General features: G+C 38.9%; 20 protein-coding genes. 2 read left to right on the top strand and 18 right to left on the bottom strand.

Annotation, left to right across the window (positions count from 1 at the left end; genetic code table 11):
* Nucleotides 1-37 precede the first annotated feature (37 nt).
* The 10 genes from ACPWSO_RS02690 to ACPWSO_RS02645 form a co-directional block, all read right to left on the bottom strand.
* Nucleotides 38-784, bottom strand: a complete 747-nt coding sequence (locus tag ACPWSO_RS02690; protein WP_426081255.1) for an SDR family oxidoreductase — start codon at nt 782-784, stop codon at nt 38-40.
* A 351-nt stretch (nt 785-1,135) separates the two neighbouring features.
* A complete protein-coding gene (locus ACPWSO_RS02685; RefSeq protein ID WP_426081254.1) occupies nt 1,136-2,635 on the bottom strand; it encodes a DUF1846 domain-containing protein in 1,500 nt (499 codons plus the stop codon).
* A gap of 566 nt (nt 2,636-3,201) precedes the next feature.
* On the bottom strand, nt 3,202-3,459 hold the full coding sequence (locus tag ACPWSO_RS02680) for a hypothetical protein (protein WP_426081253.1): 258 nt from the start codon (nt 3,457-3,459) through the stop codon (nt 3,202-3,204).
* Nucleotides 3,453-3,800 carry a hypothetical protein gene (locus ACPWSO_RS02675; RefSeq protein ID WP_426081252.1) on the bottom strand — a complete coding sequence of 116 codons (348 nt, stop codon included), beginning with the start codon at nt 3,798-3,800 and terminating at the stop codon, nt 3,453-3,455. Before ACPWSO_RS02675 ends, ACPWSO_RS02680 begins: the two co-directional genes overlap by 7 nt.
* A 19-nt stretch (nt 3,801-3,819) precedes the next feature.
* A complete protein-coding gene (locus ACPWSO_RS02670; protein ID WP_426081251.1) occupies nt 3,820-5,067 on the bottom strand; it encodes a hypothetical protein in 1,248 nt (415 codons plus the stop codon).
* On the bottom strand, nt 5,068-5,385 hold the full coding sequence (locus ACPWSO_RS02665) for a hypothetical protein (RefSeq protein WP_426081250.1): 318 nt from the start codon (nt 5,383-5,385) through the stop codon (nt 5,068-5,070). It lies immediately after the preceding gene.
* A gap of 345 nt (nt 5,386-5,730) precedes the next feature.
* Nucleotides 5,731-6,147, bottom strand: a complete 417-nt coding sequence (locus ACPWSO_RS02660) for a hypothetical protein (RefSeq protein WP_426081249.1) — start codon at nt 6,145-6,147, stop codon at nt 5,731-5,733.
* Between the two features lie 174 nt (nt 6,148-6,321).
* Nucleotides 6,322-6,702: a hypothetical protein gene (locus ACPWSO_RS02655; RefSeq protein ID WP_426081248.1), complete on the bottom strand. Its 381-nt coding sequence runs from the start codon at nt 6,700-6,702 to the stop codon at nt 6,322-6,324.
* A gap of 97 nt (nt 6,703-6,799) precedes the next feature.
* A complete protein-coding gene (locus ACPWSO_RS02650) occupies nt 6,800-7,189 on the bottom strand; it encodes a hypothetical protein (RefSeq protein ID WP_426081247.1) in 390 nt (129 codons plus the stop codon).
* A gap of 99 nt (nt 7,190-7,288) precedes the next feature.
* Nucleotides 7,289-7,675, bottom strand: a complete 387-nt coding sequence (locus ACPWSO_RS02645) for a hypothetical protein (RefSeq protein ID WP_426081246.1) — start codon at nt 7,673-7,675, stop codon at nt 7,289-7,291.
* Between the two features lie 235 nt (nt 7,676-7,910).
* On the opposite strand from ACPWSO_RS02645, the gene ACPWSO_RS02640 reads away from it, so the two are divergent.
* Entirely contained in the window at nt 7,911-8,342 is a 432-nt protein-coding gene (locus tag ACPWSO_RS02640) for a hypothetical protein (protein WP_426081244.1), read from the top strand.
* 272 nt (nt 8,343-8,614) lie between these two features.
* Here the strand turns inward: ACPWSO_RS02640 and ACPWSO_RS02635 are convergent, their stop codons facing one another.
* From ACPWSO_RS02635 to ACPWSO_RS02620, 4 genes are all read right to left on the bottom strand, one after another.
* Nucleotides 8,615-11,101, bottom strand: coding sequence for a polysaccharide lyase 8 family protein (locus ACPWSO_RS02635; protein WP_426081243.1), 2,487 nt, complete (start codon nt 11,099-11,101; stop codon nt 8,615-8,617).
* Between the two features lie 433 nt (nt 11,102-11,534).
* Nucleotides 11,535-12,335, bottom strand: a complete 801-nt coding sequence (locus ACPWSO_RS02630; RefSeq protein ID WP_426081242.1) for a PTS system mannose/fructose/sorbose family transporter subunit IID — start codon at nt 12,333-12,335, stop codon at nt 11,535-11,537.
* Entirely contained in the window at nt 12,328-13,119 is a 792-nt protein-coding gene (locus tag ACPWSO_RS02625) for a PTS mannose/fructose/sorbose/N-acetylgalactosamine transporter subunit IIC (protein WP_426081241.1), read from the bottom strand. Before ACPWSO_RS02625 ends, ACPWSO_RS02630 begins: the two co-directional genes overlap by 8 nt.
* A gap of 18 nt (nt 13,120-13,137) precedes the next feature.
* Nucleotides 13,138-14,064: a PTS mannose/fructose/sorbose transporter subunit IIAB gene (locus ACPWSO_RS02620; RefSeq protein ID WP_426081240.1), complete on the bottom strand. Its 927-nt coding sequence runs from the start codon at nt 14,062-14,064 to the stop codon at nt 13,138-13,140.
* Nucleotides 14,065-14,501: 437 nt separating this feature from the next.
* Here ACPWSO_RS02620 and ACPWSO_RS02615 point away from each other — a divergent pair, with 437 nt between their 5' ends.
* Nucleotides 14,502-15,209, top strand: coding sequence for a GntR family transcriptional regulator (locus tag ACPWSO_RS02615; RefSeq protein ID WP_426081239.1), 708 nt, complete (start codon nt 14,502-14,504; stop codon nt 15,207-15,209).
* Between the two features lie 26 nt (nt 15,210-15,235).
* Here ACPWSO_RS02615 and ACPWSO_RS02610 read toward each other — a convergent pair whose 3' ends face one another.
* From ACPWSO_RS02610 to ACPWSO_RS02595, 4 genes are all read right to left on the bottom strand, one after another.
* Nucleotides 15,236-17,017 (bottom strand): glycoside hydrolase family 35 protein, encoded by a 1,782-nt coding sequence (locus tag ACPWSO_RS02610; RefSeq protein ID WP_426081238.1) that lies wholly within the window; start codon nt 17,015-17,017, stop codon nt 15,236-15,238.
* Nucleotides 17,018-17,028: 11 nt separating this feature from the next.
* Nucleotides 17,029-18,192 carry a glycoside hydrolase family 88 protein gene (locus tag ACPWSO_RS02605; RefSeq protein WP_426081237.1) on the bottom strand — a complete coding sequence of 388 codons (1,164 nt, stop codon included), beginning with the start codon at nt 18,190-18,192 and terminating at the stop codon, nt 17,029-17,031.
* Nucleotides 18,193-18,468: 276 nt separating this feature from the next.
* The gene (locus ACPWSO_RS02600) at nt 18,469-19,296 is read right to left on the bottom strand and encodes a hypothetical protein (protein WP_426081236.1); all 828 of its coding nucleotides are present in this window, start codon (nt 19,294-19,296) and stop codon (nt 18,469-18,471) included.
* A gap of 3 nt (nt 19,297-19,299) precedes the next feature.
* The gene (locus tag ACPWSO_RS02595) at nt 19,300-21,033 is read right to left on the bottom strand and encodes a DUF2264 domain-containing protein (protein ID WP_426081235.1); all 1,734 of its coding nucleotides are present in this window, start codon (nt 21,031-21,033) and stop codon (nt 19,300-19,302) included.
* Between the last annotated feature and the right edge of the window lie 44 nt (nt 21,034-21,077).

Raw genomic sequence — 21,077 nt, 5'->3', positions numbered from 1 at the left:
TAAATATTAAATATTTTTTAACTGCTAACTCTATTAATTACCAAGGCTGTGTAGTCGGTCCAATCGTGAACTCATTAATAGTTGTGTCTTCCGGCTGGTCAATCGCAAATTCTACCACCCCAGCTACCCGCTCAGGCGTGATGCCATGCTGGGCATATAGGGCACTCATCCCTGCCATCGTTGAATCATCGGTAATCGTCTCCAGCAGCTCCGTATTAATTGCAGCTGGGTAAATAGTCGCTGTACGGATGTTGGTTCCTTCTTGAGCAGATTCCATACGTAAAACCTCCATCAAATCACGAACCGCCCATTTTGTCGCGCCGTATACTGCACCGCCAGGATAGGCTTTCAAACCTGCTACCGATGAGGTCGTAATAACATGACCGGATTTTTGTTCAATAAAGGTTGGTAAAACTGCAGCGATTCCATTCAAAACACCTTTAATATTGATATCAATCATTTGATCCCATTCATCCACCTTTAGCGCAGATAAGGGAGCACTCGGCATAATACCTGCATTCAGAAAAATGACATCTACTTTACCATAAGTAGCTAGTGCCAGTTTTACTAGCTCTGCATTATCTTGTCGCTTAACTACATCCGTTACGCGATACACTGCTTGACCATCCAACGCTTCAATCTGGCTCACTAAGTCCTTCAGCCGATCCTCCCGTCTTGCTCCAAGAACTACTTTTGCGCCTTTTAGTGCAAGGCGTTTAGCTGTAGCCTCCCCAATTCCAGAAGATGCACCGGTAATAATTACTACTTTGTCTTTAACTGTCATGATAATCCTCCACCTTGCTGTATTTTTTTATTACATTTGAACTATAGCACTTAAAGTCGGGTTTAAGTCAAGCGTTTTTATAAAATCAACTATTCAAAACAGTTAAAACGATTCAGAAAAATAACAGCCAATAAAATACTTTCTCTAAATCAATAGTAAAAAAGGAAGCTTTTGAACCCTCTTTTTATTTGGTTTTTAGACGTAGAAAGCAATGCTGATTTATTAATGACTACTCACACTATTTAAGTTCCTCCTACATAAAAAAGAACCAGCGGACTTCCCTTTTTCAAGGTAAGCCTACTGGCACATTTTTCTTCTGTACTATATTAAATTTTTTAGAATACACCCTTATTAATAATACAGCTGTTCAGATGGATAAGCCGGTGTACAGGTAATGTCAATCCCCAGCTTTTTCAGATTTTGTTCATTATTCTTATTAATTAAAACAGTGGAATGCGCTTGAGCCCCTTCCAGTTCAACCAGTTTTTCATATGCACGCTGAGCGGTTGGATTCGTCACTGCGCTGATTGCCAATGCAATCAGAACCTCATTAACGCTCAAAGAGTGGTCCTTCATATGAAGTTCATTTTTCTTTAGCTTTTGAATTGTTTCAAGAGTGATTGGCGACAGTAGGTGAATATCATCATCAATTTTAGCTAATAATTTCACAGCATTCAAAATAACCGAAGCCGCTGCCTCCATCAATGATGTTGTTCTTCCAGTGATAATCTCTTTCGAAGGAAGCTCTAACGCAATGACTCCAACCGGATCTTTTGTCAGCGATTCATACTTTTCTGCATAGTCATGAGCAGGCGCAACCACTGTTCGATCCTCTGGCTTCAGTCCCAGCTCCTCCATAATCAAGCTAATCCGATTAACTGCTTCTTCATTAACAAGCCCCTTCTTGAAGTCGCATTCTGTCTGGAAATAACGGCGAATGATTTCTTGTCTGGAAGCCTCCTTTATAATCTCATCGTTAACAAAGCCTGCTGAAATCCGATTGACTCCCATATCCGTTGGAGACTTGTAGACAGACTCTTGATTTGTTATTTTTTCAATAATCCGTTTGATAACCGGAAAGGTCTCAATATCACGATTATAGTTCACTGCCATCTGTCCATAAGAATCTAAATGGAAAGAATCAATCATATTCACATCCCCTAAATCTGCTGTTGCGGCTTCATAAGCCACATTCAACGGATGCTTCAACGGTACATTCCAAACTGGAAATGTCTCGAATTTTGAATAGCCTGCCGCATGCCCCAGCTTACTTTCATGATACAGCTGATTCAAGCAAGTCGCCAGTTTACCGCTGCCAGGTCCTGGTGCTGTCACAATAACAATCGGTTTTTCTGTTTCAATGTATTCATTTTTACCAAAACCATCTTGAGAAACGATTTTCTCCACGTTTAAAGGATAATTTTCAATAGCTTCATGCTTGTAGACTTTGATATCTCTACGTTCCAGCTTATTGATAAATACCTTGGTTGCCGGCTGATTATTATACCGTGTAATAACCACACTGTTAGTCGATAAACCATACCCTCTCAGCTCATCAATCAAACGCAGAATATCCATATCATAAGTAATTCCATAATCTCCGCGAATTTTATTACGTTCAATATCGCCTGCATAGAGACAAATCAGAATTTCTGCCTGATCCTTCAGCTTCTGCAGCAGCTTTACCTTGATGTCTTCTTCAAAGCCGGGCAGCACCCGTTTCGCATGCTTATCATCAACAAGCTTGCCGCCAAATTCCAAATATAATTTATCATATTGATTTACTCGTTCCAGAATGTACTCCGATTGCTCCGTCAAGTATTTTTCTGAATCAAATCCAATTTCTCTCACTCAAAAATTCCTCCTCGCCTGCTCCTTAACCATTCTTCCATTAATACATACATTCGTCAATATAAAACTGTTAGAAATAAAGGATTTTTTTCTTAGCTGTTTTCCACTATTTTTTTAGTAGATTGATTATTAGTTTTAAACCAAAAATGAGAAATTAAGTATCTCTAGCTGTAGTCTTTGAAAAAGGGAATTAGTCTCATTTGTGCTGCTTCCTGTATTTTAAATAGAGACTGGCGGAACAAGCTTCAGGACATTCATCTTCTAGGAAAACGCATTTGATTTTAATCAAGCATGCTGATTTTCACTCCCAAAAAAGCTGCTTTATTTCCTGCTTCGTTTAGATAAGCTTCGATGGCACATTTTCTAAAGTGATTCTCATAGTAATTCATTGAAAAACCCCTTAAGTTAGATTTTTAGTCCAACTTAAGGGGCATACCTGATGGAGCTATGTTCGTATAGTCCGGCTTATTGCTGAGAAGCGCAGGGAGCTGTGAGCTATGTTGAACACTACCTCTCTGGTCCTTAAAACAAAATACTTTTGGTCCAGCCTCTTCTCATTTTATCTGCTAAAATCCTTTTAACGACTCGCTATGTTGTTTTAAAGACTCCTGCGCTTTCTTGCCAAACTGTCCTTTTATTGAACTTCCCAAAGTTTCAGACGTGCCTCGAATGCTTTTCTTTAGCGCTTCAATCTCTTCTTCAGTATTTTTCGCAACATCACTCCGGTTTGCCGCACTTTCTTGGCAAGCAGAACCAGCAGCTGAAAAGCGAATCATTAACTTTTCACCGTTCTTACGTAATTCTTTTAATAGCTCATCTACCATTGAGAAGCTTCCTCCTCATTTTTATCGATTTGTTCAGTTAACTTCTGATAATTACGCTGATAATCTGACGCTACTTCCTCTAGCTCACTATCCAGCTTTTTTATTTCATTCTGACAGGTATCTTGAAACTCATCACCAAGTCCATTTAATGCTCGGAGACCCTCTTGTAGAGCAGACTGATCATCGGTAATTGTTTTTATATAATAGCGGCTAGCTTCAGCAAGCTCTTCTAAAATCTGTTCGCCTTTATGTTTGGCAACCCGCAAATCATCCATTTTATCTTCATATTGCTGTTTTTGCTTTAGGTAATTTTCCTCCAGCTGTTCGATTGTCTGACTCAATTCGAATTCTCCTTTATCCTTAAATCTGTCCCGCTAATAATTGATCCTTAGCAATCAGTTGAGCAATACTTGTTTTAATCTCAGAAATAAGTGATTCATACGCCTCTGCTTGGCTTTCCATTTGAGTAATTTTGTCTTTATATTCTGAGACTGGTTCATCTACGATACTTCGCTTAGAAGCGCCGCCAGATTCTAAAGCGTCCATTACTTCTGTATGATTAAGTGTTGTTCCGATATTTTTAGCCGCTTGCTCTGTTTTTTGCCATAATTGTTCCGCTTTATCAATAGCGTTCTGATATTTCTTTTTTATCGAATCGGACATCGTTTTATTCATAGCTGATGCTGCCTCAACTGCAATCAACGCCTCACTGTCATCTAAATAGATTTGTTCATTAGCAGAAAGTCCACCACCGCTAGCAGTGAATTTTTTCTTTAATTGAAATAATGCCCATTTTTGGAGTGAAGCCTGACGGGCAATCTGAGACATCTTTACGGTTGGATTCTCTGTTTTTCCAAAGACAACATTACCATCCTTATCAAACGTCCAATCCTTAATACTATGACTATCCCCATCTAACCAGAAGATAGTCCCGAAATCTGTGATTTTATCTCTTTTGTTGCCGTCCAACAAATTAACCGTTGAATCATCCAGTTTGCGGTAATTCCTAAATAACTCCGGATTTTCCAACATAAACTTCTTTTCATCTTCATTAAGAGAATCATATAAGAACCAGCCATTAAAAACAGTCGTTGGAATTTTCCATTTTGCTCCGAGCTTCAGCATATAGGCTCCTTGGCTGTAGCCACTCAACTGAGTAACGTTATAGCCTTGTTTATTAACAACGAAATCCAAAAAATCATCAGCTTGCTTCGTTTGTAAGGAGCCGCCATTTTTAGTATCTTTCGCAGTAAAAGCCGTAAAAAAATCCATCCAATCATCTGAACCTTCACCACCAACCAAAGAAGGCGGTGTTGTCCCAGCAGAAATAACCGCGACATTATTGGGATCCCCCTGAGGATAAGCATCAGTGATAGGGGCAACAGCAAATCCTTGATAGCCGTTGTTGTCAATATCTGCAGAGGCGACAACTTTGTATTTCTTTTCTATCACCTTATTGTTGTCATAACATTGGACTATGACTACATTTTTTTCTTTTCCAGTTAATTCATTATCTGGCTTAGTTACATAGGTTATACTTTCTCGATAACTAGGATCTACATTGTATACTTTTTGATTCAAATCATTTAATATCTCATCATTATACAATTATATTTCCTCCTCAGACTGATCAGAATAAATAACGTTAATCTTTTTTATGGTTTTTCCAACCTCAATTTTTATAGGACCACCATATGAACCTATACCATAATCTTCATTCTCCGGAACTGGTAAGTCAACATCAATAGTATCTATCCCATTACTAGTTATAACCTCAACGTTAACTGCAACAAAACCAGCTAAGTGATTATAGTTATACTTTTCTAAAAAGCGAATTTCTTCTATATTTGCAAATTTATTCTTTAGACGTTGAGCCGCCACTTTTTCCCATTCTACAACTTGTACCTGTTCATTCTTCTTAAACATGAGAAACCCTCCTCCAATACTTAGTATTAGTACTAACACAGCAACTACGCTTAAAATAATTTTTTTATTCATTTTTTCGTCCTTAATGTTAATTTTTAATTACTAAATTTATTATACTTGTAAGTAAAGATGAAGTCTATGTATTAAAAAAATATTATAATTAAAGTTGTCGATATCTGTCGAAGCAACTATCTATACTCACTTCTTTCAACAGTAGCATGTTTATTTGATTATTTTCCAGTTCAGAATCTATTTTAGCAACTTAAGTTTCTGAATGTTTGTTATATCCTGGATTAATATGAGATACTTTTTTGTTCAATTTATTAAATCCTTTTCAATATACAATCAAATATCCTCTTCCTTACTATCTGTATAGATTACTTTAACTGCTGAATCAGTCTTTCCCTCAATTATTTTTCCGTCTCTTAAATTAGTCTCTGCCTCAATAGTAAGAGTATTCTTCAAATCTTCCTTATCGTTAATCGGGATATTAAGAATAAGTTTTGTGCTTTCACTATTCGCTGTTTCGATATAGCAACTAACCCCAATAAAGCCAGCCGGCCAATAATTATCTGCATAATCCTTTGAAAATTTTATCTCTTTTACATCTGTAAAAGTATTTTTAATTTGTTTCGCAACAGTTCTTTCCCATTCAACAATCTGAGCTTCTTTTTCTTTCTGTTTAAACACATAAAATCCCCTACCAATACTAATTATTAGCACTAACACAGCAACTACGCTTACGACTATTTTTTTCTTCATTTTTTTATCCTTACTGTTATTTTTTATCTTTAATTATTGATTTTATTATATTTTTAATTAGCAGTAACTATTTGTGATTGAAGCGACGTAAAGTCTGAGTAATCATTGTTACTTATGTCCACAAAAGTGATTACTTATTGAAAATATTCAATTTTTACCAGTATAGCTAGACAATCAAATGTCCTCCTCACTTAAATCACTATAAATAACTTTGACTTTAGCTTCCGTTTTGCCGTCTTTCAATCTTGTTGCTCCTCCATACCCGTATGCCCCAGCTTCTTCTATAGGTAAACTAAGTTCAATAACATCTTGAGTATTTTCAGTTATAATATCTGCTCCAATCGAAACAAAACCAGCTAAGTGATTATAGTTATATTTATCAGAAAAATGTATTTCTTTAATATCTACAAATTGCTTTTTTAGACGTCGAGCAGCTACTTTTTCCCATTCAACGACCTGTGATTGTTCATTTTTCTTCAGCACATAAAATCCTCCGCTAATACTTGAGATCAACACTAACACAGCAATTATACTTACAATAATTTTTTTATTCATTTTTTCATCCTTAATTTTTAATTGCTAATTTTTTTTACTTATAATTAAAAGACAGTTAACTGTCAATGGAGATATTCAGTTTCTCATCTGTATACTCTCAGATTTCTTCCTCACTTAAGTCACTATAAACCACTTTCACTTTGTCTTTAGTCTCACCTAGTTTAAGTTTTATAGGTTTACCGTATGCACCAATACCTTCGTCTTTATTTTCTGGAACAGGCAAGCTGATTACAACAATATCTTTTACATCATTCGTTGTAATCTCAGCGCTAACCGAAACAAAGCCAGCCAAATGATTGTAGTTATATTTTTCTAAGAAATATATTTCTTTAATATTTACAAATTGCTTTTTTAGACGTCGAGCAGCCACTTTTTCCCATTCAACGACCTGTGATTGTTCATTTTTCTTCAACACATAAAATCCTCCGCTAATACTTGAGATCAACACTAACACAGCAACTATGCCTACAATAATTTTTTTATTCATTTTTTCGTCCTTAATGTTATTTTATCTTTTTCAGTTTATTGTCCAATTTTGCATTACAAGTGAATTCATCATCATATTGAAAGGAAACGAGCCATACAATCAAATTTCCTCCTCGTTGCCATCTGTGTAAATCACCTTTATTCTATTTTCTGTAACACCTTTTTGAGGAGCTATGCCGACATAAGACCGCAAAGTAGAATTTTCTATGTCAGGCGGTAACGTTACGCTCAGTTCCATACTGTCTTTATCAGTAACAATATTTACACTTACACCAGTCATGCCTGATATACTATTTTCACTTGTCATTTCAGAAAAATGAACTTCTTTTACATCTGCAAAAGTATTTTTAATTTGTTTAGCTACAACTTTTTCCCACTCAACAATCTGTGCTTCTTTTTCCTTTTGTTTAACCACATAAAATCCCCCGCCGATACTTAGTATCAGCACTAACACAACAATTATACTTACAATAATTTTCTTATTCATTTTTTCGTCCTTAATGTTAATTTTTAGTCACTTATTTCATTATACTTGTATTTAAAGATAATATCTATCTATTCAAAAATGATTAAGATTGGTTCGAACTAAGCAATCTTTAGATTATTAAAAAGCAAAAAAATCTTTATATATGAAGGTGTATATATTTTCAAAGGTTTTACTAATTTATGAAAAATGATATAATGCGAAGGTTAATAAAAATATCTAAGGGGTATTAACTAAAATGAAAAAAATGTTTGAAACAAGGGTTATCATTCTCTGCGCCTTAATTATTGTCGTTCTGGTTACAGATATTATTTCTATGTTCTCTTTCTTTATCAGTCTTCCCGGTGTATACAGATCAGCACTTTTCGGAGAGGTTCTAAAAAACTATGCCATCCACATTGTTATTCAAGGAGGCATTATTGGTTTGTCTCTATGGTCAATTAAAGAGGAAAAAATCCGTCCTGTACTTGCTATTGGACTGCTTTACTTTCTTTATAGTCTTGGTAGATTATTGTTTAATATCTCAGCAGACGTTCAAGGCTACCTGGGAAGCCTTGACTTGTTAAGAGGTCTTAATTTGATCATTGAACTGTTGATTATCCTTCTTTTAGCTTCCTTTTTTATAAGCAAAAAAATGCGTAATTATGTTTTCAATAAAGCTAGCCAATGATTCACTAAAGGAACTGTTTTCGCATCTATAATCTCACTTAGTTGTATTTTTGAAGCTGGGAGCATCATTGAACTACGGAATGGCTGATTTTTCAGAAATGGTACATCGTCGTCTTAAGTGATGTTCTAGTTCTTTTTTTATCCGTATAATCCCTTATCATAGAAATCAATTTCTTACTGTTTAAGTAATTTCAGATAAAAAAACACTTCTCGAAAAAATCGAAAAGTGTTTAAAGTAGTATATTCTTTATAGCGAACTAAGCTTCTACGTATTTATTCCACAACAATCTGTTTACTCTGCCCACTGCAGTTTGTAAAATCAACACTAAAGGTGTCAGTTGAGCTATCGTAAGCGATGCCTTCACTCATCGATAAAATTCCATTGTAGTCTTTGGGAATTTTGATTTTCATTCGGCTATTGGACTGCGTTGGATCTGAAAGAGTAAAGGTCTTTTTTGTTCCCTTTATTTGCCTCATGAGAGAAACTGGTTTATCAGAAGCAATTCCAGCTGCCTCTCCTCCAGCTGCCCGCCAAATATTGATACCAGTATAACCTTCAGCAGGTAGTTGGACTGCCTGTATATCCGCAGAGTTTTCAAGAATTTCTACTGGTTTTTCTCCAGCATAGACTTTTAAATCGGCTTCACTGATTCCCGGCAATATTACATAGGCATACTCTGCCCCAACCGGCTGCTTGCCATGATTAATCAAAAACTTCTGGTAACTGCCGTTGTATTTCTTATCGCTCGGAAAGGCTTCATTAATTTCAGTATAAGTCCCTGTTCTGGTTTCACTGACAACCTCTACTACTTCTTTTTGCGGAAAATAGTAACCTATGGACGCTTCGTCATGATCTGAGTCCAGCAGTAACCATTCTTTATTACTTTGTTCTGTCGGGGTACTGATAGGTCCATTATCTGACAATACCTGATAGTTAAACGCCTCGTTCAGAAGACGATTATCAACGACTGTTTCTATTGAAGCTGTGGTAGTTCCTGTAATTCCAGAACCCAACGCAACAATTTGACCATTTACTACAAACCAAGATTTTTTGCCCTTCAAATCCATCGGTAGAACCGTTCCATTATTTTTAGTTCCTTCTTTATTTAGTGCCATCCCCACTACTGCCTGATTTTCAAAAGAAACACCGCCAACCCATTTTTCTTTAGAGGTTACTGTTGTAAATGCGGAGACCTCATCCTTTAGTGCAACAGTGTCTACAGTGGTTCCCGGCAGCCGATAGGGATCAATCGTTGGCCAGTATGACTGATTAAACTGGACACCGTCATTCGTGTAAAGGTACATCATTCCATCTGCTGTATGCCAGCCACGCTTATTTTCCTTATTGCCTGCTTCAAAGGAAGAAATACGGTTGGAATACAAACTCAAGCTCATCATATATTCTGGCGTCCGCTGAACAAAGCGATCCATAGAAGCATACATCTTTGTTCCAATGAAAGGCAGCTGATCTCCTGAAATAGAAGTATCATCCAGCAATGACAGTGTCATCCTTAAATCATTGTAATCTCTAGTATTTGTCAAATAATAATCAGGATTTTCCTTCATCCAGTATTTTACAGCTTCTTTGAGTTTTTGCTGATAAGTATCGGGAGCAAATTGAGCGACAATCAGTAAATTGTACATCGTTGTCGAACCATAGCCTTGTTTTGTTAGAGCCGGCGCTCGGGAAATCGACCGTCCGTTGACCCCTGGCAGCATTTCTCCCTGGTATATCAAAGGTAAAAATGCCCGATCTACATTTTCTACAAAAGCTTGAACAACCTCAGAAGATAGTTCAAATTCAGAATCGTTAGTAATTCCAAGAATTTGCCCCACCCCCTTAATCAGTACATTACCATAAGAACCAGTATAAGGAATCGTATTGTGCTGAATAAATGAGCCATCTTGATAAAATCCATCTCCTTTATCAACCAATTCAAACACATCGACGATACTCGTTGATGCCTGTCTAATTTTATCAGCATTTTCCTGCAGTATTCCTAATCCCAGAACAGTCTGAGCTAAATCCGTCCGGTTTGCCCCAGAGGTGACAAAATTCGGAATAAATGCCAAATCAACAAAGGTTCCTTGAGGCTTTGTATATAGCTGCTTGAATGGATCAGGTACGTACCCGCTGATTGCGTCCGTATAGCGAAGAAGCTTTTCCTTTGGAACCTCATCTCCAAGAATCATCAATGTTCCAACAAATTTTTGAGGAACACCAATCTGCCAATCCCACCAATTTCCATGGTATTTTTTACCATCATAGCCTTTTTTCAACAACATGAAATCCAATCCAGCTTGAACCGTCTTACTGATTGCAGGATTTTGATAAAAGCTGGTTCCTTTTGTTCCGTATGCCAATGTGAGTTTTTGAAGCTTGGTAAACTGAGTAGTCAAATCTGCTGAAGGAGTATTTCCCGGTTCTAAAGACCACAGAAATGTTCGGTCAGGATTCTTATCCATTGTCTGATAGAGAGCTTCTGCTTCCTCTGAAAGCTTCTGAACATAATTGACTACTTCCTGAGATGAATCATCATACTGATCAGAAACCAGCTGATTCCGCCATTTTTCCTGTAGTTGGTCATACGTATCCGTTTCATTCTCCAGCGGAGCTTCTCCTTGACTAACAAGAGGAACAGTTTCCTTTGTCAGTTTGAGTTCTTCAGCCCATACTGCATTTGGCTGGTAGAGCAGCAGCCCGACCATCACTGAACAACTAATCACTAAAATAGACTTCTTACGTAATACTTTTACCATTCGTACACATCCTCTTCTATTTGATTGCAGCTCTCCCCCGATATCCTTGAATCAACTGTTCTTCTTGCATTAAAACCTATTTGAAAACCTCCATATGTCAGCTGATCCTTCTCACTCCCCTCTTAGTTACAATGACAGATACTGGAACTCATTTTTTTACCAACAATTACCGGAAATCCGTAGCTCTCTTGACTATTATTTTATTAAAGAATGCCTATTTGACATGTCTGAGCTTTTCCCAAAGATAGAAAAGCTCAAAAAAATGAAGGCATAAAAAAATATGCAGCTCCGAGAGCTTCAATTCTTAGCAACTCTGTTCATTTAGAGATTGATGAAATCGGAGTGAAGTGAGCTGCTTCTGGAATACCGTTCATTCGGGTTTTGAGCAAAGAAAAGAGTGGAAACTTATTGTCCCACTCTCCTCTTTTCAACGTTAACCTAAAATACCAAATGCGCTCAATGCAATCGAAAGAATTAAAATAATCCAGATAACACGGGTAGAATTTAGTTTTTTCTGTCCCAGCATCCAATATGTTAGGATGACTAATAAAATCGGTACTAATGAAGGTAGTATAGCATCTAATGTATCCTGAATTACCAGCTCAACACCATCCTTTTTGTAAACGAATGGTACCGTTGCTTTGACTACTGATGGAATGAGTGCACCAATCACAGTTACTCCCAATACGGTTGCCGCATTGGTAAAAGCAGCTAGCTTATCCTTTAGTGTTGTTACAAGCTTAACTCCCTGCTTATATCCTAGCGGAAGCAAAGCTGCCCGAGCAAACAGCAAGGCAATATTAGCGATTATCCAGATGACACAGCCGACGACAGACCCGCTTTGAGCCAGGGTTCCTGCAACCGAGCCGAAAATGGTTCCCCAGATAACGTGAAACAGGGAATCACCGACACCGGCTAATGAACCCATTAAAGCCGTTTTCAAAGCGACTATTGTTTCTTTCGCTTTGTAACCGTCCTGCTCTTCGATTGCCACATCAATCCCCATAATCAGATTTCCAAAAATTGCATTTGTATTAAAGAACTGATTATGTGTCCGCAGCATATCTTGAAATTGTGTCTCATCATGTCCATAGAATTTTTTCAGCACTGGTAAAATACCGTAAAGATAACCTGTACTCATCATTCGCTCATAGTTCCAGTTCAGCTGACTACCTAAAATATAGCGCCAGCTAATTGCATTCAGCTCTTGTTTTGTTAATTTTTGATTACTCATCCCCGTCATATCCTCCTTCAAAAGTATCTGTTCCCGTAACAGCTTGAGCCGTACCTTTCTCGCTGTCACGTTTGAAAACCAGCATCGCTGCCACCACTCCGATAATTGAAATACCTAACATTGGCACTTGTAGATAGGCAGCTAAAAAGAAGCCAAGCAACAAATAAGGAATATATTGTTTTGTCGGTAAATATCGTAATAAAATTGCCACACCAACTACCGGTAAGACACCACCAGCAGTTTTTAATCCGGTCATCAGCCATTCAGGTGTGTTTTCAGTAATCGTTGTTACCGCCGCATCTCCCACAAGCAGCATCAGCAAAATGGGAATTGCTCTGGATAATCCCCATAAAAATGAACCTGATAAAACAAACTTAGGAATTCGGCTAACCTGCATGTTATCAATCGCTTTGTCCACACGATGCAGTAAATAGACATTACAGAAGCGGGCAACAACATCTAGTTGAAGCATCAACAGGGAAACAGGAACAGCTAGTCCGATGCCGTATTCTGCTCCTTTACCAGATAGCACAGCAAATGCTGTTCCCAGCACCGCACCTGTAAAGTAATCCGGTACAGAGGCTCCGCCAAATGCAGCAATCCCCAGACGCATCAGCTGTAATGTTCCTCCAACCATTAATCCAGTGGTTAAGTCTCCCATGATTAGCCCTGAAATCATTCCGGCGATAGCCGGTTGAGTCAGCGTATTTGAAATAAGTGAATCATTAATCGCAATAAATGCATAAATAGTAATAAGAATAATTTGGTATGCTTCTAAGTGCATGGTTCTTTCCTCCTGAATTTAGTTTCGTAGTTTTTCCATAAAATCGATAGATGGATCATTAGGTACCAGCTGAGCGGTAATTTTTACTCCCTTTTCTGCAATTCCTTCAAACACAAGCTCTTCATCCTTCATAACTTTAATGCTCTTGGTTATCTCTCTGGCGCCTTCTTTATAGCTCATGTTGCCGACATTCACAGCCGTAAGCTGACCGCCTGCTTCAAGATATCTCAGAACATCTGTCGGATTCTTGAATAAAAGAAAAAGTCTCTGTTTTCCATATTTTCCTTTTTGGATATTTTCTGCTGCAGCCTCTATAGTCAAAACTGATAAACGCATCGTTGTCGGTGCAGCCATCCGCAATGAAGATTTTTGCAGCGGATCTGCTGCAGCTTCATCGTTGATGACAATAATTCGCTGTGTATTCAAACTCGTCGACCAAATCCCAGCAACCTGTCCATGAATAAGGCGCTCATCGATTCGTACATTGACGATGACGGCTTTTCCTTCAAACTCTTTGTATTTATCCAAGTCTGCGTTTGCTTCAGAAGTTTCTTCACCTTTTTCCGAGCGTTTAATCTCAGCTTTGACATCCACCATACTGCCTTTTGAAAGATTAAGCAGTTCCTTTACAGTGATTTGCTGATTGACTGCCGCTTCAATGACCATTGGAAGCGACATTCCCGCTAATATATCTACCTCTTCTTCTTCCATATAATGCTTAGCTGCCACATTACATGGCGTTCCTCCACCTAAGTCTGCTAAAATAAGTACTGGCTTGTTAAGGGCTTTCATTTTCAAAAGCAATTCGTTTTCGAACTGGATATTATCGCCGTCAGGCCGCAAAGAAACCGTATGTACTTGTTCCTGCTGCCCAACAATCATTTCCAAACTGCTTTTTATCCCTTCTGCCATCTCACCATGACTTATCAATACAATATTTTTCACTTAATCCCCTCCTATTGGTTTAAAATGTTCTCACTTAACATGTTATGTCTTGCGTAAACCTACTATATCACATATCAACTCATTCGTAAACCTAATATCTTAATATATTGAATTTTATTTTAAAATTTTGACCATGGTTATTTTACTCCATATGTTATAAAAGATAAAGCGATTGCTAATCTCAAGTTGACATGTTATCCTTAAATAGATAGATTTCTTCAAGAACGCAAGTACTGGTACGCTTTTTTAAGCACACTCTCTGCAAAATAAATTTTTTAAGTAACACGATAGCTATCTCAAAGAATTGGACTGAATAATCTTGTTTACTTCACTGATTCTTTCATCTTCTCGCTTTCTATACAGGTAGAGACTGCTTGATTTTTCCTGTATAAGCGATGAATAATCTATAATAACTATGTCATAAAAAGGAGGTTGCTATGATTCCTAAATACGAACAAATCAAACAGGAGCTCATGAGCGAAATAAAAAATCACAAATTTATTCCTGGAGATAAATTCTATTCCGAAGCTGATATCAAACGAAACTATTCTGTCAGCTCCATTACAGCGGTGAAGGCTTTAAACGAACTGACCAGCGCAGGCTACCTATACCGGATTCAGGGGAAAGGCACCTTCGTGTCAAAATCAAAGGTCTCACAAAGTGTAAAGTTTTCAGATATTGAGCTGCATTCGTTGGATACCGAAAAAATTAAGGTCCTCTCTATCGAAGAGGAACAGAACCCGGAGATACTAAAAGAATTAGGTTTGCCAGCTCACAGCTCTTACTATAAAATCAAACGTGTCCGTTCTTTTGGAGATATTCCCTTTCTGGTTCATATCACTCATTTACCTAAGAAGCTAGTCAAAGAACCTATCAATACTGATTTATCTGCCTACGCAAGCGTCTACGAGCGGGTACGTAAAGACTTTAATCTCGATCTCTTTTCATTAGCCTCTATAGAAACGAATGAGATTGTTTTCCCGGATGATGCTGAGCTGCTGAATCTTTTACGGTTAAGCTTTAGAGAACCTGCAGTCAAGCAGGTCAAACACTCCTATTTACCAGATCGTAGTGTTGCAGAGTATATCGTCAGTTATAAGCACTGGAAATATTTCAAAACAAAAATAGAAGTGGAAGCTGAGTAGCTTCCACTTCTATTTTTGTTAGCATTTCATTTTTTCACAATTGGTGCTGCCGAGAAGGATAATTCCGTAATCTCAACACCTTCTGTTTCAAAAATAACGACTTCGTTTGCTCCCTTTTGTAAAAATTCTTTTGGACAGTATAGCGTATGAATTGGACCGTTCTGCCAATAGCGCCCAAGGTTTGTTCCATTTACAAAAACAACCCCTTTACCATATGTTGAACAATCAATAAATGTATCACTCAGCTCCTCTAAATTGAACATTACTTTATAAAATGACGGCTGTTCAGAATTTTCTCCTGCTTCGTAATCAATCTTTTCCAGCTGCTCTGCAGTTAGCTCCAAAGGATAATGTGTATACCCTTGATGGAAGTGAATATCCTGCATAATTCCTCCTCGGATGCCCTTTGATTGCGTCGGACTGTTCAGCTTATAGCCATAATTGACTCTACCCAAATTTTCAATCAGCACATCCAATGCGATGGTGTCTTGGCCTGCTTGTCCCTCAATCGAAAACTCTTCTCCTACAGTTTCCTGATACTGGGTGATTTTATGTGTTCCATTTACATAAGCTTGGATGCGGTCTCCCGCTTCTACAAATTTTAGCTTGTTTTCATGAGAATAATTTTTAAGCGTTAGCGAGTACAGCATGTAGCCATATCCGGAGCCAGCTTGCTCCATCGTCAAAGGATAAGAGGATTCAATCGGCTGGGTGATCGCTTCTTTCGTTTGAAATAGGGAAACACTGGCGGTTACAGGGAATGCCCCCAAGCTGGCCAGCTGTTTTTTGCGAGGTTCAGCCTGCCAGACCTCTGGACAAACTTCTCGAATTGCCTGCTGTACTAAATAATATTTTTCTGTCGGTTCACCTGCTTCTGTCAGCAAAGCGTCATAATCATAGCTTGTAACTTGAGGTAAATCCGTCGTTCCTCTTGCTGAACACCCATTGTAAAAACCAAAATTTGTGCCGCCGTGAAACATGTACAAGTTCAATGAACCAATTTCCAGCATCTCCTTTACTTCCTTAGCTAAGTCTTTGCCGTCTCGTTTGATAACAGGCTCTCCCCAGCGATTAAACCAGCCATCCCAGTATTCCATACACATAATCGGCCATTTCTTTCCATGCCTCGACATGAACGCCTGAAGCACTGCGGCATTTTCTTTTGAATGACTGCCAAAATTCCCAGTGACAAACACATCATCTTCAATTAGCGTTCCCGCATCCAGCACTTCATCCCAGGAGCCGTCAGAAGTAAACAGCGGCACTTCAACACCGCAGTCTTCCATCAGCTTTTTCGTTTGACGCAGATACTCCTTATCCATACCATAAGAGCCAAACTCATTCTCAATCTGCATCATAATGACGGGACCGCCCTGAGTCACCTGTAGAGGCAGCAGCTTGGGCAATAGAACATTGAAGTACCTGCGCACCTTTTCCATAAACTTCGGATCTGTTGACCGCAGCCGCAGCCCATTTTCCTTCAACAGCCATGCCGGTAGTCCGCCAAACTCCCATTCAGCGCAAATATAAACAGACGGACGTAAAATAACCATTAAGCCTAACTCTTGTGCCAGTCCTACAAAAGCTTCAATGTCTTTTAGCCCGGAAAAATCAAATTGTCCTTCAACCGGTTCATGAATATTCCAGGGAATATATGTCTCAACTGTATTTGCTCCGAGTGCTTTCAGATTATATAGGCTATCCTCCCATTGTTCAGGCGTTAAACGAAAGTAATGAATTGCTCCGCTAATGAGTTTTACTGGCTGACCATCCAGTAGAAACTCTTCTTTTATCTCAAATGTTTCCATCTTCTCTCTCCTCACCAATATCTTTGCCAATCTGGTTTTGCTAACCGCATTAAAGCTTCAAAATAAAAATAGTCGCCCCATAAATTCGGTTCGTCAATCCCCTTTCCTTCAGCATGGGCATATACGCCATGCAAAAGCAGCCCTTCATTATCAGGAGCTGTCTGAGCTGTGTAATGTTCCCCCAGCTGATAAACCATCCCTCTTGCAATAGCTTCTGCATCTGAGTAAGCAGTCAGCTTTTCAGCCTCCAACAGTCCGCAGGCAGCCACTGCCAACGATGAGCTGTCTTTGTCTGAAGGATTCTCATCATTGAAATCAAAATCCCAATAAGGCACTAAGTCTGCTGGAAGCTGTTCCAGAAAAACATCAACAATCCGGCTATAAACAGCTGGAACAGAAGGCTGATTCCGTCCGCTTTCATCTAAAGGAATTCCTAATATTGCCCAGCTTTGTCCTCTAGCCCAAATAGAAGCATCACTGTTTCCCTGATGGGTTGCGCCATGGCTGGGTGCCCCCGTTTCAGTATCAAAATAGAAGGTGTGAAAAGTTGAAGCATTCGCTCTGATAACTGTTTTTAAAACAGTTTGGTAATGTTTTTCTCCAATCTCTGCATAGCGAGGCAGACCAGACACCCGTGTCGCTTCAAACAGCAACGGGACATTGATTAGAGAATCTATAATTAAACGGTATTCTTTCGGATCACCTAGTCTTCCCCAAGCCTGTATAAAATTCCCCTTCGGCTGAAAGCGGGCACTTAAAACATCTGCCGCTTGTAAAAGTGTTTTTTTGCACTGCTGATCGCCAGTAATTCGATAGCCGGCACCTGCCGATAAGCTATAAAGAAAGCCAATATCATGGTGATCCAGCACAAAGTGATCATCCAAACGCTGCTGAAAGCTGTCAATATTCTTCAACGCTTGCTGCTTGAACTTTTCTTTTCCAGTCCATTCATAAGCAAGCCACAACATCCCTGTCCAAAAGCCGTTTGTCCAATCATCATTGGCCTTGATTCGGTATTGCCCATTAACCGCTGAAGCGGACGGAAACTGATTGCCGAAGCGCAGCATATTCTTTTCAAGCTGCTGAATACAAAAATCAATCTGATTATTTAGCCATTCTTCTGTCAGCTGCTGGCCTAAATTAATCAGGCATTGTTTATTTTCATGAAGAGTCACTTTGTCCATCTCCTTAACTTGTTAACATGTTAACTTATCTCATTATAGCTTACTTCTGAAAAAAAAGCGACCTTTCTAATGGGTTAATTTATTTTCCTATTGAAAAAAATAGAAACAGAGCTGGAATAGTTATCTCCTTGCTCTCCAGATTAGTCCCAACATTCTTTTCTATCAGCAAAAAAGCTTGGAACAAAATCAGCTGCTTTCTGATTTTGATTCCAAGCTTTATCATTTTACTCTGACAACAAAAATTACTGCTTTTTCATCTCAAAAAACTCAGCTGTTCCGCCCAAACACTTCAATTTGAGTTAAGGCCGGAAATGGTGATTCGTCAGCTGCCTTCTTCATATTTTTTAAAGTAACTGTAGTTGTTTCCTTTTCTGGAAAATGGACATCCTGAAAGTTTAATGAATTATCCGTTAAGACAGTCAGCAGCTCTCCATCAGAAAACTCCAATGTCACCTCTGTCCAATAGCTGTCATGAGGATAATCTCCTCTAAGCAGCAGACGAATCCAGTCAATACGTACCTTTCGGCCAAAATCAATCGTCAATGCTGCATCTTTTTGCTGATTGATTCCCCATGAAGCAAAGGGGTACTTGCCATGAGAAAGATTGCCATATTTTCCGTCAATCGCATTTTTAGCGAAAAATACAGCTTCTCCCCTTGTTTCTACATTTGCTTCTGCGTGAGGATAGGCTCCTGACGCTTCCTTTTGATCGTGACTGTTCTGAGAAAGATTCTGATAACTGTTAACTTCAAAATCATACGCTTTTCGAACCATCAAATGGTGCCGCTTAGAACGAAAACCTGTTTCAACAGAAGCAGTCATTGCTTCTTCAGTTGTAGGAATATGATACTCCCACGATGTTTGAGGCAGATAAATCAGTGTTGGCGCCAATGTTTCATCTAGCTGAACAACGAAAAAGGAATCTTCTAACTCTGTTGTTACAACGATTTTATCTCCATTTTTATACACGTAATCCTTAATGGCTAAAACAGCCATTTCTTCGCCAGCTGCTTCAAATGCACCATTTTCTGTTTCATCATCCAGACGCCCTGTAATCAGAATATCCTCACTCGTCTTCAATGCTACTTTTATCATTCTTTATTCCCTCTCTTCTTTTGTATATAAGCCGCCAACCAAACTAATCAAGCGATGCCGTCCGCTTGGCAGCTGTTTCTTTAAATATGGAAAACTTGTTCTTGGAAAAAACAATGAAGTATTCGGCTCAGGCTGCACAATATATGCTTCTTCAAAGCCTTCAATATTGATAATTTTAGACGTTAGGGGTCCTTGCTGAACCGATGCCGTCTCCTTACTTCCAGTTGTCTGCGGCTTGCGCTCCTCAAATCCAACACTGAAGCCGCCTTCTCTTACCTCTAGAGGAAATGCTGTTTCAATCTCATGAAAGCGAACGTGCCACTCGCCAAAAGGATAAATTTCTGTTCGAATGTTCACTCCTTTAAATGGTGACCATTGATGAACAACTTTTTCCTCTGACAGTTGATAGCTTTCTGTTTCACGTTTTACTCGAAAACAGTTGCCGTCTACAGAAATCGCTAACGTATTGTCAAAGGCTCCTTCTTCATAGCGAATCCCTGCTTTAGGCACGCTAAAGCCAAATTTTGTAGAATAAACAAACTTGCTGTATTTCGCTTCTCCATGAGCCTGTCCTTCTACAAGCATTCCTGCTGGAAAGCCCAGCACATGCGCGCCATTGCTTTCATGAAGTAATAATAGCCGACCTTCTTTTACAAGCCGTTTCTCATTCCTTTTTAAATAGATTGGCTGAGCCTGCCAAAAAGGATGCGTCTCCTCAACAGCTAAAAGTAAAAATGTTTTGAAAGCCCAATATGGAGAACCTGGTGCATTGTAGCCCTCTGCCATTACCAGATTTTCATAGTGATAGCCAATGGACAGCCGTCCATCAAACGTGAAGATATCATGATCCATCCATTTTTTCATATGCTTGGACATGATTCCTTTCATCACTCCCCAAGGCACGGCTTCAACATCAGCAAAAACTAAAGCTGAAAAAAAGGCCGCCTGAGCAAAACGATAAGTTAAGCTTCGTCCATAAGGCAAGGCTTCTCCGTCAGCATCAAAATAATGCAAGAAATCCTGAGCGAAGCGGGTCGCCCGTTCAATAAATATCTGAGACCGCTCTGGATCTTCTGCCCCCATAAACTTGACATAAATTAACCCATAGTAGTGAAAAGCAAAAGGAATATAGTAATCCCTTTGTGTCTCTTTCCCATCAACATACCAGCCTTCACCAACATACATCCCATCGATGAGCAGCAGCTCTTTTTCTAACGCTTCGTGATTCAATACTTCTCCACATTGATACAATGCAATTCGAATCAGAACTTTAAAAAACATCCAGTTATTCTTAGGAATCTGCCGGTCAAGCGCCTGAGCCATCCACTGAATAAGAGTTTGCTGCTGTTTTAATGGCAGCTGTTCCCAAAAATATTCCCTGTGCAGCAATAGTGTGAGTGATAACGCCGCCATTTCCACAATATACTGGTCGTAATTCTCAACATCTCCCCAATATGCCGCATTCGCAGAATCGGTACCGGCAGCCAGCTTGTTTAAATAAGCGTCACGCAGCTGATCATCCTTTTTCAGCGTCCAATAAGGAGCCAGTCCCCACAGCGGACGAATAAGCGCTTCCATATCCGCCCGCTGCTGATTGTAAACTGCACCACTACTGCCAAGATGCACTCCTGGAAAATCAGAATGAATAATTTCTTCTCTAATCGGCTGAATCAGTTTTTCCATTGCCTGAGCATAATCCTCTCTAGTTAAGAAATCATTGTCCCACTGTTTCATCATTGCCGTCCTCTCCTTTGTCTACTGCAAAGGATAACAAGAGGACA

It is taken from the genome of Enterococcus sp. LJL51 (assembly GCF_049894025.1).
Taxonomy (GTDB): domain Bacteria; phylum Bacillota; class Bacilli; order Lactobacillales; family Enterococcaceae; genus Enterococcus_L.
Note: the sequence above shows the minus strand (reverse complement) of the source record. Positions and strands in the feature narration are given on the sequence as shown.